The following is a 16,095-nucleotide window of genomic DNA, read 5'->3' on the forward strand; positions in this document are numbered from 1 at the left end:
ACGATCCTTCTGAAAATGAACGCCTTTAGCAGACTCTTCTGGACCGCCCGCGCCGTCGGCTGGGACAACTTGCCCCGCCGGGTGCTTCAGGCGTGGCGGATCCGCTCGGGCCTGCTGCGAAAGCGATTAGACCCCGCACATTTCTCCGACGAAGCCTTTGCCGCCGAGTGCGATCCCCACCTGGCGGCCAGTGTCGAAAACTGGCGACAGAAAGCGACGCGGTTTTTCAAGGTTCCCTCGCCGCAGGCGCTGGCGGCCGTCGCCGACGACGACGCGTGGGAGCAGTCCGTCCATCGCATCTCGCAGGCGGCGCTGGACGGGCAGTACCTCATGTTCGGCTGCAACACGGCGCCACTGGGCTGGCCGCCGGATTTCAACCGCGACCCCATCCACAATATCCAATGGCCGGTGGGCGAACACTGGACGCGCACGGCGCACAGTGGCCCGCCCCGCGACGACATCAAGCTGGTCTGGGAAGCCTCGCGCCTGAGCCTGGCGTACTATTTCGCCCGCGCCTACGCCCGAAGCCGCCAGGAGTGCTGGGCGGTGGCCCTGTGGCAAATGGTCGACGCGTGGATCGAGCAGAATACGCCGCAATTGACGGTCGCCTGGGGCTGCGGGCAGGAAATGTCCTTCCGCCTGATGGCCGCACTGTTTGGGGCCTTCGCCACGCTGGACAGCCCGGCCGCCACGCCGCAGCGCCTGGAGCGCCTGACGCGCCTGGCCTGGCAGACGGGGCGGCACATCAGCATCAACATCAACCAGGCCCGCATGCAGGGCAACAACCACGCCATCAGCGAGGCCGCCGCCCTCTGGACCATCGGCCTGTTGTTCGGCGAGTTCAACCAAGCCGACTTGTGGCGCCAACGCGGCGCCGAGGTGATCGAGGCCGAGGTGCTGCGGCAGATTTATGACGACGGCTCTTATGTCCAGCACAGCCTCAACTACCACCGCGTCATGACCGACGATCTGCTGTGGGTGCTCGCCCTGGCGCGAATCAACAATCAGCCCCTGCCGCCGGCCGTGGCGGATCGGCTCAAATGCGCCACGCAGTGGCTGGCCCAGATGGTCGATCCCGTCAGCGGCCACGCGCCCAACTACGGTCCCAATGACGGCGCGCAAGTGCTGCCCCTGAGCACGTGCGACTATACCGATTACCGCCCGGCCCTGCAGGCAGCCTGGGTGCTGACGCAAGGCCGCCGAGCCCTGCCGCCGGGGCCCTGGGATGAAAAATCGCTCTGGCTGATGGGCGGCGATGCACTCGCCGCCCCGCTTGAGCCCCCCGCGCGAGAGAGCGCCTTTGCCGCACGTGACGGCGGATATTATGTCCTCCGCGGCCGCGATTCCTGGGCCATGACCCGCTGCCACAGCTATCGCCACCGGCCCAATCAAGCCGACATGCTGCACGTGGACCTCTGGCACAAGGGCGTCAACGTCCTGCGCGACGCGGGCAGCTATCTCTATTACAGCCCGCCGCCGTGGCAGCACTACTTCCTGTCGACGGCCGCCCACAACACCGTCGAAATCGACGGCCAGGACCAGATGGTCAAGGGCCCGCGGTTCCTGTGGTTCAACTGGACCGCCAGCCACCTGGAGCAATTTGAGGCAACGCCGGAGGGGTTTCGATGCATCGGCAGCCACGAGGGCTACCGCCGGCTCAAGGATGGGATCATTCATCGCCGTGCGATAGAGCGGCGCGGAGACGTGTACGAGATCATCGACGAGATTGGTCCGGCGGGCGCCCATGAGGTGGCTCTCCATTGGCGATTGGCTCCGTTGGAGTGGAGGCGGCACGGCAATGAGTGGCGGGCGGACGTTGCGGGCGATGACTACCGCGTGCAGATATTCATGCCACCAGACATGGCGCTGGATAGTGTCTGCGGCGAAGAAGGCCCGCGTCCCCAAGGGTGGGAGTCGTGCTATTACACCCAGCGAACGCCGGCGCCGACGCTGACAGTGCGCGGGCGAGTGGAATTGCCCATATGCGTGCGCACGATCGTGGGTCCGCAGGGACAGATCCAGACCATGCCACAGGAAGAAGGATAGTTCATGCCCAACCGGGTAGTTCCCTTATCCAAGCAGTATGCCCGCCAAGCTGCCCGCTTGCACGCCATGGGCATTGGCAGCGGATTTCTTTCATCGCTGGGGCAGGGGTTCCTCCGACAGTTGTACGCGGCGATCTCTTCCAGCCCATCGGGCTTCGGGTTCGTGTGCGTTGACGAAGAGGACCGCGTACTGGGTTTCATCGCTTGCGCCGAGAGCGTGGGGCGGCTCTACAAGCAGAGCCTGATGCGGCGTGGAATATTCATGGCCGCGGCTTTGGCCAGATTCCTGATCCGCCCTGCGGTGATCGCCCGCGCATGGCAGACGCTGCGTTATCCCTCAGAGGTTAGTGCGGATTTGCCGCCGGCCGAAGTGTTGAGCATCGCCGTGGACGAGCGTTGCCGTGGGCTAGGGGTGGGACGGGACCTGATGGAGGCGGCGAACGCGGAATTTCGCCGGCGAGGAATTGTGCAAGTTAAAGCGGCTGTCGGCGCCGCCCTGGTTAGCGCCAACGCCTTCTATCTCAAATGCGGGTTCCGATTGGCCGCCACGCAACAGCATCATGGCCTGCCGATGAACCTTTACATCGAAGAGCTGGAACGCTAAGAGCCGTTATCGCAGCGTCTCCAGAATGCGTAGATAGCGGGCCGCCATTTCCTGGCGGCTGTAGTTCGTCGAGGCGTGTCGAAACCCGCTTTCACCCATCTGGGCGGCCAGTTGCGGCGCGCTCTTCAGCGACACCAATGCCTCGACGAACGCCTGTGGGTTCTCCGGCTCGGCATAGATGCCGGCTCCGGCGTCTTCCACCAGCCGCCGCGCCACGCCGTCGATGGCGATGATGATCGGGCGCTTGCAGCACATGTAGTCGAAGACCTTGTTGGGGTAGACGGTCTTGAACGTCTCGTTCTTCATCAGCACGGCCGTGCAGACGTCGGAGGCATTGATGTAGTCGCAGACCTGGTCTTTGGGCACCGCGTCGACGAAGACCACGTTGCCGAGTTTTCGCTGAGCGGCCTGTTCGACGAGCATCGGCTTTTCCATGCCCGAACCCACCAGCAGGATCCGCACATCCGGATGGGAATTCTTGATCAACTCGGCCACGTCGAGCAGTTGGCCCACCTTATTGGCGCGGCCGTGGGCGCCGAAGTAGCTGACGACGAACTTGTCCTGCAGCCCCAGGCGCTTCCGCACGTCGTTATCCTTGGGGCCGGGGGTCATGATGTCCAGGTCGGCGCCGTTGGGGAGCATGCTCAACCGCCGCGGGGCGACGCCTTTGGCCTCGATGAGCTTCTGCTCGAAGGCCGGCGTGAGCACGTTGATCCAACTGGCGCGGCGGTAGGCCAGTTCTTCCAGGCGGTAGCTCAACCAGATCAGCGGCTTGGAGGTCAGCACGCCTGTATCGATGGCGCTTTCGGGCCACAGGTCGCGCACCTCGAATATGCACCGCGCACCGCACAGGACCGACAGCAGCCACATGGTCGGCGCCACCGTCAGGGGCGGACTGGTGGCGATGACAACATCGGGTCGCGGGGCGTACAGAATGCCAGCCAGCAGTGAGGAGAAGGTAAAGCTCAGGTACGCCCAGAAACGCCCGACGAAACTGCGATTGTAACTCTCGCTGACATGGCATCGGTATACCGTCACGCCCGGAAAAGGCTGCTCGCGAACGACGATCTTACCTTTGTACTGTGGGGCCTTGAGACCGCTGGCGTAGTGGACCATCCCCGCCAGCACGGTCACCTCGTGCCCGGCGGCGGCCCAGTACTGGGCGAACTGGTTCCAGCGGCTGCCGCCCGCATCGTCGGCGCCAAGAAAATATTGGTGAACGATCAACACTCTCATAAACACGATCCTTGCAGTTCATGATGACAAAAGTCGCCGTTACGCGAAGCGGCCTTGCCGCGCTTGCTGACGCTGTGGCGGCGGCGTACACTGGGACAATCATGGAAACTCATCGCGCGATACTGGATGTTCTGGCCGACCGCTGGTGGATCGCCGCGCTGTCATTTGGCGTGGCGCTGGTGGCGACGCCTCTGATGCGGCTGATCGCCCATAAGACCCGCATTGTCGACCGTCCGGATGAGCTGCTCAAACCGCACGGGCGTCCGGTGGCGTACCTGGGCGGCGTGGCCATCTGCCTGGGGCTTTTGAGCGGGCTGCTGGCCCACCTGCTGACGCGCCCGGGCGGGGACTTGCTCTGGGCCCGCATCGCCGCCGACCTGGGCAGCGGCAACGTCCGCGGCCTCATCAGCAATCCGTTCTGGAACCTGCTGGGGATCGCCGCCGGCGCCATCGTCATCACGCTGGTGGGCCTGCTCGACGACATCAAGAACATCAGCCCCCGCAAGAAGGTTTACGGCCAGACGCTGGCGGCGGGGCTGATGCTGGCCGGCGGCGTGGGAACTCGAATGATTACGATCGTCACCTCGCAGATAGGCATAACGCTGCCGCTGTGGTTGACGATCGCCGTCAGCGCCGTGATGTGCGTCATGCTGGTGATCGCCACCTGCAACGCGACCAATCTGCTCGATGGGCTCGATGGCCTGTGCGGGGGCGTCACGGGCATCATCGCCGTGGGGTTCGTGGTGCTGGCGGCCTGGCTGGGGGCATGGGGGCATTCCCCGATCAACAGCCCGCTGCGCCTGACGCTGTGCGTCGCGATGGCTGGAGCGGTGCTGGGATTCCTGCCTCACAACGTGCCGCCGGCGAGCATCTTCATGGGCGACGCGGGCAGCATGTTGCTGGGCTTCTTCGTCGCCGCCATGATGGCGCTGTTCTCCGAGGAAGGCAATCCGCGATGGTTCATTGCCGCCTGTGGAATCTTTGCTCTGCCAATCATTGATACGGGATTGGCCGTCGTGCGTCGCCTGCTGAGTGGCAAGAGCATTTTTGCCGGCGACCGCAGCCATCTCTATGACCAGTTGATCGATCGGGGTATGAGCGTGCGCCAGGTCGTCGGGCTGTTCTACCTGCTGGCGGCAGTAGCCGCCACCCTGGCGGTCAGCATGGGCATCTTCCTTCGAATGCGGGAGGCGGTGCCGATTTACGCTGTCGTCATCATGCTGATCAGTTATGTGCTCTACCGCATGGGGATGGTGCGCCCGCAGGCTCGCAAGGCCGGTTTGGTGGGCATCGAACTGGAAAGCAAGCGAATGAATCTCTTGTTTACCTCCGCCGGCCGCCGCGTGTCGCTGCTGCACGAGTTCCAGCGGGCGGCTCACGACCTGGGCCTCCGGCTCGAGATTCACGCCGCCGACATGGACCCGATGGCCCCGGCGCTGCAGATTGCGGACCGACAACTGCTCGTGCCTCACATCGGACACCACGAGTACACCCAGCGATTGAGCGCGTACTGCCGTGACCACAAGATTCACGCTGTCATCCCGCTGATCGACACGGACTTGAGCGTGATGTCCGCCTCGCGCCAGCTCTTCGAGCAGGCCGGCACGCGGGCGATCATCTCGTCGCAGGAGGTCGTCAAGGTCGCCTGCGACAAGCTCCTGACCTGCCGGTTCCTCCAGGACAATGGGTTTCTTACCCCCCGCGTCCTGACGGCCGACGAAGTCGCCGCCGCGTGCCCGCCCCTGTTCATCAAGCCCCGCTTCGGCAGCGCCAGCCTGGGCGCTCACAAGATCCTGACGAACGAGGATTTGGCCTACTATCGCCACAAGAATCCCGACTCGGTCGTGCAGGAATTGATCGAGGGGCAGGAGTACACTGTCGACGTTTTCACGGATTTGTCCGGACGCTCGCTCTGTGCCGTCCCGCGCCAGCGCCTGGAAGTTCGCGGCGGCGAAGTGACCAAGAGCAAAACGGTTCGCCATGAGGAGATCATCCGCCAGTCCCGCCGGCTGGTAGACTGCCTGGCCGGCTGCGTGGGCATGATCACGATCCAGTGCTTCCTCACGCCCGACAACCGCGTGGTCTTCATTGAGATCAATCCCCGCTTCGGCGGCGGCGTCCCCCTGTCGATCGTCGCCGGGGCCGATTCGCCGCGATGGCTTCTGGAACTGCTGCTGGGACGCACGCCGACGATCCATTCCGACGCCTGGCAGGACAACCTGGTCATGCTGCGATACATGAAAGGCCTCTTTGTACCGCAAGACCAACTCGCCGCCACGCGGGGAGGATCGTTGCCAGAACCCCTCGACGTCAAGCCGTCGCAACAGCCCGCTGCAGAATCTCTGGATATTCCGCTTCCAGAATGACCGTCCGCTCCTCCATTGCCGAGGCCACGGCGGCAAAACTGGCAAGCGTTACCGCCACCTGATCTCGCCATCGCACCGGAGGCTCACGCCCCTGCGCCGCCTGAGCGATGAATTGCGCAAACTCTTCCTGGTGCCCCTTGTCCTGCCGGCGCGTCCTGACGGTGCGGAATCCGCGCGCGCCAAAGGCATGGGTCTGGCGGAAGTTGTCCAGTTCAAACACGCGACCGTCGCTGAAAACTCGCAGCAATTCCTTTGGGTACTGCTTTGAGCCGTTGGCGTAATAGCACACGGACCCCACCGACCCATCGGCAAAGCCAAGCGTGATGGCCATCTTGTCGTCGCGCGTGGCGAAGCCCCGGCCCGCCATGCATGCCGAGACCGTCGTGACCTCGCACCCGGCCAGAAACGCCAGCAGGTCGATGAAATGGCAGGCCTCGCCGATAATGCGCCCACCGCCGAGGACCGGGTCATGCACCCAGTGCTCGGGCGGAATGTATCCGGCATTGACCGTCATCGTCATCGACACCGGTTCCTTGCGACCGGACAGGGCCTTGGCGATGGCTTGCGTGTGCGGCGAGAAGCGGCGGTTGAAGCCCGTCATCACCATGCACTGCGGCGCCGCCGCGGCGGCCGACTGGATCTGCGACAGCTCCTCGAGTGTCATCGCCAACGGTTTCTCAACGAAGGCATGTTTGCCGGCGCGAAGGATCTCCGTCACCAGCCGCGCGTGCAGGTTGTGATTGACCGCCACGAACACCGCCTGGACGGCCGGATCTTGCAGCATCAGGTGATAGTCGCTGACGGCCTTGTTAGCCTGGAACTTGCCGGCCAAATGAGTGGCCGCGGCGGTATTGAGGTCTGCGATATATCCTACACGCGCGCCGATTTTGGCCAGCGCCGGCACCAGCGTGACCTTAGAGAAGTTCCCCGCCCCTATGACGCCGACGATGGGTGAAGCAACCGCCCTGTCATCCCTGTCGCGCCAACCCAGCGTCAAGGCCGGCGCTCGGTCCACCGCCTCGGGATACTTGAGGATCACGCCCAGCCCGCCGCGGGTGCTGATCAGGTCATATGCTTCGGCGGCCTCATCGAGATTGAAGCGGTGGCTGATCAGGGCCTCGACATTGAGCCTCCCGGTGGCCAACATGTCGAGAACCGCCTGGAAGTTGCGTTGCTCGGTCCATCGCACCTGCGAGAGTGGATAATCCTGCCCGCCCTTCTCGTAGCGGTCGTCGTACCTGCCCGGTCCGTACGAGCAGGAGACCTGGAACGTCAGTTCCTTTTCGTAGAAGTCGCTGCGGCGGATGTTAAGGCCAACCACGCCCACCAGCACCAGTCGTCCGCGTTTGCGCGACATTTCGGCGGCCTGGTGCATGATCAGATCAGTCTTGGCCGCGGCGGTGATCACCACCGCGTCGACGCCGCGCCCGCTGGTCCACGCCCGGGCGGCGACCACCGGGTCCGTTCCCTGTCCGGCCAGTGCCGTCGCGGCGCCGTAGGCGGCGGCCTGCCTGAGCCGATCGGCGTTGACGTCGATGGCCAGCACCTGGCATCCGTTAGCCCGCAGCAATTGCACGGCCACCAGGCCGATCACGCCCAGTCCAAACACCGCCACCTGCTCGCCCATCAGCGGATTCACCAGCCGCAGGCCCTGCAGGGCGATGCTGGCCAGCACGGTGAACGCGGCCTGCTCGTCACTGATACCGTCGGGCACTTTGGCACAAAGGTTTTTTGGCACGGCGACGATCTGGGCGTGCGGACCATTGCTGATCACACGGTCGCCGGAAGCGAAACCCGTCACCCCGGGCCCCACCTCCAGCACCACCCCACAGTTGCAGTAGCCCAGCGGCAGCGGTTCGTCCAGACGGCTGAACACCGCTTCGAGCGTGGCCGAGAGTCCGTCGGTCTTGATCTTGTCGAGCACCTGCTTGACCTTGTCGGGCTGGCTGCGCGCCTTTGCCAGCAGCGAGGCCTTGCCGAACTCGACGAGCATGCGTTCGGTGCCCGCCGAGATCAGCGTTCGCGTCGTGCGGATCAGCAGCGACCCGGGCGTGACGATCGGCGAGGGGACTTCAACCAGACGCGTCTGGCCGCCGCGGAGATCTTGGAGAATTTGCTTCATCTAAGAAAGGTCTCCTTGCTCGTCAGGCGTAATAGCTCTGGATCAACAGTGCGAGGTTCGGATCGGCCCGCTCCTGCAAGGTGTAAGGCGGCAGGGCCGTCTCCTGCCAAACGGGCTTCGAGTCTATCGCAGCCAGGCGGGAAACCATGACGCTGACAGCGGCAGTCATGAAGATGAAAAAGTTGCTGGGGCTGTCCAGCTTAACTTCAAAGAAAGCCGCGACAATTGATCCCAACATGATGCCGGCAAATAGTCGTCCGTACTCCCTGTCTTCCTCGCAGTGCCGCGGCAACATGAGTCGCAGGCTTTGGCCCAGCAGAGCCAATAGAGCCCCGGCATAAAGGGAGAGGCCCAGTAATCCCTGGTCATACCAGATGCCCAAGTATGCATTGTGAAATCCAAACCCCAGGGTGGCGTTTGAACCTACTCCATGCCCCAGCCATGGCGCAGTCAAACATCCTTCATAAGCCGCTTGCCATAGTCCCATGCGTCCGGTGGTATCTGCTGAAGTGAATCGCTTCATGACGAACTCTTTCTGGGCCGGAAAGAGACTGAGGACCTGGTATGCGACCAGAGCGGTAGCGGCGACAATGACTAAAGCCATCAACAATCGCTTGATTCCCAGCCGCGCACCCACCAGAGGAACACACGCAATAAATCCGGCAAAGGTGCCGGTCCTCTGGCCGCTTAGAACACAGATCGTGGCAATTCCCATGCCTATGGCCGCAGATGCTGCCCGCAGCCATTTCACTTTGATTGCCAGGGTTGCCCAAAGCACCACCGGCAGCAACATTCCGCCGGTCTGAACGAATAGCGGGGCATTCTTTGTGGCGCCGCCGAATCGCGAGCCTCTCAACTCTCCCAGGGAGGCCAGGGCCAATACTAGGAAGATCGATGAACCGAACAGCAGGATCAGGAGGAACCGCCGGACGTCAGATCGCGTCTGGATGGAGGCGGCCATGGCAGAGGCCATCGGGATCACCAGAATAAACAATAAGCCGGACTTCTGGATCGCAAAAAATAACGACGGCGCCCGAAAAGAACCGACTAAACCGACAATCGCCATGGTCCCCAACATGATTGCCGCCAGACCGGGATTGCCAATCCCTCGCAACGCTGTCAATGCCATCAGGAACATGATTGCCCATCGCAGCAATGTCGATCCGGAGTCCAGCCGATCATTTACATGTCCGGAGAACATCAGAGCTGCCACAAAGATCGTCAGCAGCCACCACCGCTTGCCGGCGATCGTCATGATCAGCAGGGCCAGCAGCAGCAGGATCACAATGATGGCCCCGGCCAACCCTGCCGCATCATAGAACCGGTCAAATCGTCCAAAGACGTCACGCATCAAGCCAAATCCTGCCCTGGAGGCGATGATTCTTCTGTGGCTTGCAGACCGACAGCCACACAATAACCATCATGGTACTGTTGCATTCTTTCCCCGCCAGCCAGCGCACAACACAGCAACAAAAGCCTTCTCGCCACTTCTGCCGGTTGGAACATCCAGATCCGTTCAAGTGCCGCACGCCGCATTCGCTGCAGAAGGTCCCGGTCATCTACCAAAGTCATCACCCGCCGGACCAAGTCGTCAGTGTCCTCGCTGCGGAACAGGAAGCCGGTCTTACCTTCCACCAGCAGCGGGCGCGTGGCGCCCACTCGGTCGCTGGCGATCACGGCCAGACCGTGCCCCATCGCTTCATTTAATACCGCTCCCCAGCCGTCAAACCGACTGGGGAGAATCAGGATCTGACTGCGACGGTATACATTCGCGCATTGCTGGATCGGCAGAGCCCCAGTCAATTCGACTTTGGAGGAGACCCCGAGTTTTCGAATCTGATCTTCCAGTGCGAGGCGTTCAGGGCCGTCGCCCACAATCGTCAAGTGCCAATCCCGTTGGGCAAGATCGGTCTGCCCGAGTGCGCTCAGCAGAATGTCTACTCCCTTACGTTTGATCAACGAGCCGGAGTATACCAGACGAACCGTCCCGGAAAGCGGTACCGAAAGATCCGGCTTCTCCTTTGGATCATGATAGGTGGAAAAGCCAAAAACCCAAGTATTCCAGCGACAGACACCAAGACGGTAGAAATCGATTTCCGCCCCGCGACCCGCAGCCAACAGGTGAACGTTGGGCGAATCGCACGGAGCTAGCAGGAGGCGCCGCAACATCAGAGAAATTCCTGAGCGAGATGTTCTGGGGTGATCTAGGAAGGGCTCAGACCAAAGAAGCGTGGGCTTGCCTGTCAGCCGTCGCAGCCAGTGATGAAAGGGAAGCGTCGGGAAATGGAAGAAGCCGGGCAGAATCACGACATCGGCGGAGAGAAGTTTCCAGTAATATGCCAGTCGGTCAGATAGGCGGCGCCACGGCTGCAGATAGGGCGAGTCTGGGGCCATCTCGGGCCAGCCTAGAGACAGACGTTCCTGCGCCAGGGCTCGTAGTGAGACGCGAGTCACCTTGACCCATTCCGCCCGTGCCATTTCATCATACATGGGCACGATGTGCGGGTTGTTGAACGGAGCAACACAGACAATTGTGGTGTGTTTCATCGAACGGCCCATAGCCAACTCAACAAGCTATAGCCCCGAGCTGCGATAAAGGCGGGGCGAGGACTCCGGCTGGCGCCATCGTTCCATTCTCGGATAAGGCTTGTGCCACTTGCGCCGGCCAGATCATAGTGCGGCTTTCTTCCTGCGCCGCTCCACCCAAGCTGAGCCGACCAGCGCGAGGCACGCCATCTGGAACGGAATCAGGGGAATCAGGTAACGGTATACATAAAGTGTGCATGTGTACAAAAGGACCGTATAGACCGGCACCGCCAGCAACATGGAGACGCTCTTGCGCTGATCCCAGTACAGGATGATGACCAATAATGCAGCCATAGACCCCAGACCGGAAATCGCCATCACCAGGATGCGCTCCCAGAATGCATTGATCACATAGCCGGGGTAACGCATGAATGTTTGCACGGGCGTCAGGCCTTCCTTATTGCGGAAGTGGCTGATCATCCCCTGGGTCCTGTTGGAATTGACAAACCCTGTGGAATAAGGCGTCGCGAGAATCAGGGGAAGTCGACTCAGAGCCGCCTTAACAAAGAATCCCGGGTTCTCTTTGGCATGTGCCTTTACTTCCTTTAAGAACCAAGCATCCGCCTCCAGCGTCAGATCGGACTCGAATCCCTGCTGCTTTGCCACCGCTGTCCCCACGTTATCATCGCAGACGATGCCCCATGGATTCGGGTTCTGCCCGATGCCCTTCCATAGCGTCACCCCCGCCCCAGTCGATCCCCAAAGCCAGCAACCGCTTGTCACGTAATTCCGATAGGCCCACGGAAAGGTTGCAGCATACAGCGCCACCGCAAGGACGGCCGTCGATACCAGCGGTCGCACCCATCCGCGCTGCCGGATCAACAGAGCCAGACCCAGAAAGGGCCAGACCAACATGCTTCCCGGACGCAGGTAGGAGCTGATGGCGATGAGCAGGCCTGACGCGGCCATCCAGATATAGCTGGGCTTATCCGCGCCATGGATGCAGCATAGTACGCCCAGCAACAGTACCCCCAGCGCCATGCCGCTTGGAAGCACCTGCACCGATGCGGTGAGCACTGGCGGGTAAACAGCCATCAGCCATGCGGCCGCATATGCGGCGCCAGCCCGTTTGAAGAGTTTCATTACGATTGCAAAGACAATCAGGGGGAAGAAAGCGGTTATGAACGCCTGGACCCACTTAACGTGGAGTTCCAGGGGCTCTCCGAAAACCCGATAGACCGCCAGAAGAAATACCGGATACCCAGGTGTCCTCAGGTACTCAGGGCGCAGGAGGCTCATGTCCGTCTGGGGCCTGTGCTGGAAATCGACCTGGAGCCCTTGCTGGCTGACCTGCTGTGAATACGTGGCCAGTTCACGCCTGAAATCGTACCACTGGTCGATCGGAGGTCGGTTATAGCCGTAACCGCAGGCCAGCATGTAAGCCGGGCCCAGATAATCCCTGGTCATTCCCGAGTATACCGGACTGAACCAGGCCATCAACAGTCGAGCAACTATGCCCACGATCACGATCGCGGTCAAGTGAAGGATTCGTGTGCGGTTCTTCATGTTCATGACAGACTCCGGGGCATCTGCAGCCCATTAAGATACGCGACAGAGCAGGATCGTCCATGGCAGCGGAGTTCGTCGCGATATCACTTTGCAGTAAAGACTGACGAAATTTATAAATCCACGGGCGGTCCAATGGTTCAGGTGGCCTGGCGTATTACCCAGCGACCTGACATATTTCAAACGCCCCATGTTCATCATGCACCAGATCGGCTCTCGCGGCACCGACAGGATCGCCCAGCGCCGGCTCACGCGGCAGATCTCGGCCATCGCCTGCTCGGGATGCTCCAGGTGCTCCAACACCTCCAACACAAACAGGATATCCACCGAGTGATCCGGCCGCGACAAGTGGTAGATGGATTCCCGGCGGACCGGGACATCCGGATTACGCTCACCGGCTAGCTTCACCAGATCAGGCTCGACATCGCTGGCGTCGAAGACGACCTTCTGCGAAAGGCTTTTTCTCAACTGCTGGGTGCTGAAGCCTGGCCCACAGCCGATTTCCGCGGCGACCTGAACATCCAGGCCCTGGAGAAGTTCGCTCATCTGAGAAAAGAAACGGTTGATCAGCCAGCGAGAGGCACCAGTGCTGTGGGTATACTTCCCGCAAAAATCCTGCTTTTGTGGATCGTGTTCCATTAGAGAATGTCCTGTGATTCCCCTTTAAGTCGCGTCGGACTCATATCCTCTGCCGGGCGGCACAGGGGCATGAACAGATAGCAGACGCCGCCCGACAGGCCGCCGATGACGTTGGACATCACAAAATACAACAGTGAAAAGGCTATGGCTTGCTCGGCGGCAATACCATATACTTGGCCCATCAGGAGAACGGCAGCGCCTTCGCGCGTGCCAAAACCGCTGACACTGACTGGCAGCAACATCGCCAAGCAGATCGAGGCCATTAGAACACACATGTCCGGGTAGGCGATGTTGTTGATGCCCATCGCCTTGACGATCAGCCAGGCCTGCAAGAACCCCACCAAGTATGCCAGAAGCGTCATCGCCGCGCATAGCCCCCCTAATGGCGTATAGAAGATAGACAGCGTTTCTTCCAGCCACGCCATCAGTTTGCTGAACTTGCTCCGCGACGGGGCCCATTGCCCCAGGGCCCGGATCGCCGGGGATCCCCAAAGCGGCCCGGTCAACAGAACGATCGCCACAATTCCAAGAAGGGCAACCCTCGTGGTCGTCATCCCCTCGATTCCCCGCAGCCCCAAGGCTGCCCAACCCAGCAATCCGACTGCCACCAGGCACAGTACGTCAAACATGCGGTCGATGAGAACCGGACGAAATGCCCGCGCGACCGTTACCTGATGGCTCTTGACCAGGTAGCGAACTCTTGCAAACTCACCCAGCCGTCCGGGCGTAATGATTCCGACAAAATACGCCGCCAAGTATACAATCCATGCCCGGCCAAGGGAGATCCTGCCGACCGTTCGCTGCGTCAGGGCCTGGAACCGCCACGTCTTGAAGATCATCATGACTGGAAACAGCAGGCAACCCAGCGCAAACAGATCGCCGCGCAGAGTCTGCCAGCTCCGCAGCATCGCCCGCCAGTCACATCTCCAGACCAGCCACACGAACACGACCAGACCGACGCAGTGGAGAAGAATGTTGCCCACTTTGCGCCAGCGCGACTGTGCGGGGACAGGATCGACAGGGATGTCGTTAATGCCGATCAGATTCACCCAACATCCCTCTCCGAGACCTTCGGTTGAGGGCGCTGGTCCCGGTACAGCGCCGTACGGTTGATGAACAGCAGCTCCTCCAGCAGCATGCGGATTCGGTTGAGCATGTCGGCCAGGAGGGCCAGAACCAGAAAGACAAATCCCAAGATGAGGCCTACCGCGCTGCCGATCAACATGGAACGGTACGGCGTCGTGTAGCCCGTCTGCAGCCAATGAATGAACACGAATGCGCCCATCACCAGTCCGGCCAGAATGACCACCGAGGCGATGATCCCAAAAAACCCCAGCGGGTGCAGGTCCCGGAACGTCCGGAAGATGATCGGCACGGTCTTAGACACGTACTTCAGGAGGCTGCCGGCGACGCGGCTCTTACCGAACTCGCGCGTGCCCCGGATCCGTAGCGGCACCTCGGCCATTTCGACGCCCATACTGGCCAGGTTGATGAACGTCTCCTGGGTGTACGTGTACTGCCCGAACAGATTCATCCGGAGCAGCGTTTCCCGCGTGTAGGCTCGGAAGCCGCACGATACGTCAGTGAAATGCCTCTGCCCTCGACAAAGGCGACTGATGAGCCAGCTCATCATATGGTTGCCGACGAGTTTGGTCCTGGGCATCACCGGAACCACCTCGGGATTTCCAAAACGGCTGCAGGTCACGAATTCCGCCCCGTCCTTGAGGATCGGGCGAACCAGTGCGGGAATGTCCTCGGGAGAGAACTGCCCGTCCCCGTCCATGTTCACGACGATGTCGGCGCCCCGCGCCAGGGCGGCTTTGACCCCGGTGGCAAAGGCGATGCCCACACCGCGATTGTTGGCATGGCTAACGACGTCTGCTCCCGCCTTGAGGGCGGCGTCCGCCGTGGCGTCGGTAGACCCATCGTCGACAACAACGACCTTCACAACCTCCGCCCCGTCCATCTTCCGGGGGATCCGATTGATCACATCGGCAATGGTCTGCTGCTCGTTCAACGCCGGGATGATGACGATCAGTCGTTTGTCTTGCATTTTCCCATATCCCTTCGCAGCTGCTATCGGCGGCCGCGCACCATCACATTGTGCATCTCCCGCAGCCGCCAATTTATTGCGTGCAGCAGGATTCCCAAAAAAACACTGCCTGCCGACAGGATCATGAGCCCGGTGGCCAGAATCGCCGACGGGAAGTGCGGTACTTTGCCCGTCGTGATATAATCATTGATCGGCAGAATGCCGGCCAATATTCCGCATCCAAACAACAAAACCGCCACCGCGCCAAAGAACGTCAACGGTTTGAAGGACCGAAACAGCGTGAACATCTTCCACAGCACCCGCAGACCGTCGCGGACTGTCTGAAGCTTGCTCACACTGCCCGCGGGCCTCTGGCGATACGGTACGGCCACTTCAACGATCTCCATGCGGTAATACAGCATCTGGATCGTCATCTCCGTTTCAATCTCGAAGCCGGCCGACACCACCGGAAGGCGGTCCACCACCCGCCTGGAAAAGGCACGATAGCCGCTCATAATGTCGCTCAGGCGGCTGTGTCCCATCCAGTTCACCAGGGCTCGGACGACTTTGTTGCCGGTGACGTGCATGGGGCGGAAGGAATTCTCGCCGTACTCCTGGAGGCGTGCGCCGACCACCATGTCCGCTTCGCCGCTGAGGATCGGCGCCAGCAGGTCATGCACCTTCTCGGCCGGATACGTGTCGTCGCCGTCAACCAGCACATAGGCGTCCGCCTGGACAGTATCCATCATTCGCTCGACGACATAGCCTTTCCCCCGCCGGGGCTCTTTCACCACGCGTGCTTCGTGGGCCAGGGCAGTGGCCGCCGTGTCGTCCGTTGATCCGTTGTCAAAGACGTAGATCTGAGCCTGCGGCAATTCGCGGCGGAAATCATCCACGACTTTGGCGATGGTCATGGATTCGTTATACGCCGGGATGAGCACCGCAACCGTCGTCATCCA

At 61.3% G+C, this 16,095-nt stretch carries 12 protein-coding genes; 3 read left to right on the forward strand and 9 right to left on the reverse strand.

The window, feature by feature from the left end:
• The first annotated feature begins 15 nt into the window (after positions 1-15).
• Together ABFD92_04495 and ABFD92_04500 are read left to right on the forward strand one after the other, a co-directional pair.
• Positions 16-2,046, forward strand: coding sequence for an alginate lyase family protein (locus ABFD92_04495; protein ID MEN6503777.1), 2,031 nt, complete (start codon positions 16-18; stop codon positions 2,044-2,046).
• A 3-nt stretch (positions 2,047-2,049) separates the two neighbouring features.
• Positions 2,050-2,649: a GNAT family N-acetyltransferase gene (locus ABFD92_04500; GenBank protein ID MEN6503778.1), complete on the forward strand. Its 600-nt coding sequence runs from the start codon at positions 2,050-2,052 to the stop codon at positions 2,647-2,649.
• A gap of 6 nt (positions 2,650-2,655) precedes the next feature.
• On the opposite strand, the gene ABFD92_04505 is transcribed toward ABFD92_04500, so the two are convergent.
• Positions 2,656-3,885 (reverse strand): glycosyltransferase family 4 protein, encoded by a 1,230-nt coding sequence (locus ABFD92_04505; GenBank protein MEN6503779.1) that lies wholly within the window; start codon positions 3,883-3,885, stop codon positions 2,656-2,658.
• Positions 3,886-3,986: 101 nt separating this feature from the next.
• On the opposite strand from ABFD92_04505, the gene ABFD92_04510 reads away from it, so the two are divergent.
• Positions 3,987-6,251, forward strand: a complete 2,265-nt coding sequence (locus ABFD92_04510; GenBank protein ID MEN6503780.1) for an ATP-grasp domain-containing protein — start codon at positions 3,987-3,989, stop codon at positions 6,249-6,251.
• On the opposite strand, the gene ABFD92_04515 is transcribed toward ABFD92_04510, so the two are convergent.
• From ABFD92_04515 to ABFD92_04550, 8 genes are all read right to left on the reverse strand, one after another.
• The gene (locus ABFD92_04515) at positions 6,196-8,373 is read right to left on the reverse strand and encodes a bi-domain-containing oxidoreductase (GenBank protein ID MEN6503781.1); all 2,178 of its coding nucleotides are present in this window, start codon (positions 8,371-8,373) and stop codon (positions 6,196-6,198) included. The genes ABFD92_04510 and ABFD92_04515 overlap by 56 nt on opposite strands.
• 22 nt (positions 8,374-8,395) lie before the next feature.
• Positions 8,396-9,724, reverse strand: coding sequence for an O-antigen ligase family protein (locus ABFD92_04520; protein ID MEN6503782.1), 1,329 nt, complete (start codon positions 9,722-9,724; stop codon positions 8,396-8,398).
• Positions 9,724-10,920: a glycosyltransferase family 4 protein gene (locus ABFD92_04525; GenBank protein MEN6503783.1), complete on the reverse strand. Its 1,197-nt coding sequence runs from the start codon at positions 10,918-10,920 to the stop codon at positions 9,724-9,726. The genes ABFD92_04520 and ABFD92_04525 overlap by 1 nt, the downstream gene beginning before the upstream one ends.
• Before the next feature lie 123 nt (positions 10,921-11,043).
• Positions 11,044-12,471 carry a hypothetical protein gene (locus ABFD92_04530; GenBank protein ID MEN6503784.1) on the reverse strand — a complete coding sequence of 476 codons (1,428 nt, stop codon included), beginning with the start codon at positions 12,469-12,471 and terminating at the stop codon, positions 11,044-11,046.
• A gap of 27 nt (positions 12,472-12,498) precedes the next feature.
• Complete coding sequence (locus ABFD92_04535; GenBank protein MEN6503785.1) at positions 12,499-13,104, reverse strand: class I SAM-dependent methyltransferase; 606 nt, start codon at positions 13,102-13,104, stop codon at positions 12,499-12,501.
• A complete protein-coding gene (locus tag ABFD92_04540) occupies positions 13,104-14,153 on the reverse strand; it encodes a lysylphosphatidylglycerol synthase transmembrane domain-containing protein (GenBank protein ID MEN6503786.1) in 1,050 nt (349 codons plus the stop codon). The genes ABFD92_04535 and ABFD92_04540 overlap by 1 nt, the downstream gene beginning before the upstream one ends.
• Positions 14,150-15,157: a glycosyltransferase family 2 protein gene (locus tag ABFD92_04545; GenBank protein MEN6503787.1), complete on the reverse strand. Its 1,008-nt coding sequence runs from the start codon at positions 15,155-15,157 to the stop codon at positions 14,150-14,152. Before ABFD92_04545 ends, ABFD92_04540 begins: the two co-directional genes overlap by 4 nt.
• A gap of 23 nt (positions 15,158-15,180) precedes the next feature.
• Positions 15,181-16,092 (reverse strand): glycosyltransferase, encoded by a 912-nt coding sequence (locus tag ABFD92_04550; protein ID MEN6503788.1) that lies wholly within the window; start codon positions 16,090-16,092, stop codon positions 15,181-15,183.
• Positions 16,093-16,095: the final 3 nt, after the last annotated feature.

This window comes from Planctomycetaceae bacterium (genome assembly GCA_039680605.1).
Taxonomy (GTDB): domain Bacteria; phylum Planctomycetota; class Phycisphaerae; order SM23-33; family SM23-33; genus JAJFUU01.

Coding starts and splice junctions, on each gene's coding strand:
- ABFD92_04525 (MEN6503783.1), bottom strand. CDS start 10,920: ATGAAACACACCACAATTGTCTGTGTTGCTCCGTTCAACAACCCGCAC.
- ABFD92_04505 (MEN6503779.1), bottom strand. CDS start 3,885: ATGAGAGTGTTGATCGTTCACCAATATTTTCTTGGCGCCGACGATGCG.
- ABFD92_04530 (MEN6503784.1), bottom strand. CDS start 12,471: ATGAACATGAAGAACCGCACACGAATCCTTCACTTGACCGCGATCGTG.
- ABFD92_04550 (MEN6503788.1), bottom strand. CDS start 16,092: ATGACGACGGTTGCGGTGCTCATCCCGGCGTATAACGAATCCATGACC.
- ABFD92_04520 (MEN6503782.1), bottom strand. CDS start 9,724: ATGCGTGACGTCTTTGGACGATTTGACCGGTTCTATGATGCGGCAGGG.
- ABFD92_04495 (MEN6503777.1), top strand. CDS start 16: ATGAACGCCTTTAGCAGACTCTTCTGGACCGCCCGCGCCGTCGGCTGG.
- ABFD92_04545 (MEN6503787.1), bottom strand. CDS start 15,157: ATGCAAGACAAACGACTGATCGTCATCATCCCGGCGTTGAACGAGCAG.
- ABFD92_04500 (MEN6503778.1), top strand. CDS start 2,050: ATGCCCAACCGGGTAGTTCCCTTATCCAAGCAGTATGCCCGCCAAGCT.
- ABFD92_04510 (MEN6503780.1), top strand. CDS start 3,987: ATGGAAACTCATCGCGCGATACTGGATGTTCTGGCCGACCGCTGGTGG.
- ABFD92_04535 (MEN6503785.1), bottom strand. CDS start 13,104: ATGGAACACGATCCACAAAAGCAGGATTTTTGCGGGAAGTATACCCAC.
- ABFD92_04515 (MEN6503781.1), bottom strand. CDS start 8,373: ATGAAGCAAATTCTCCAAGATCTCCGCGGCGGCCAGACGCGTCTGGTT.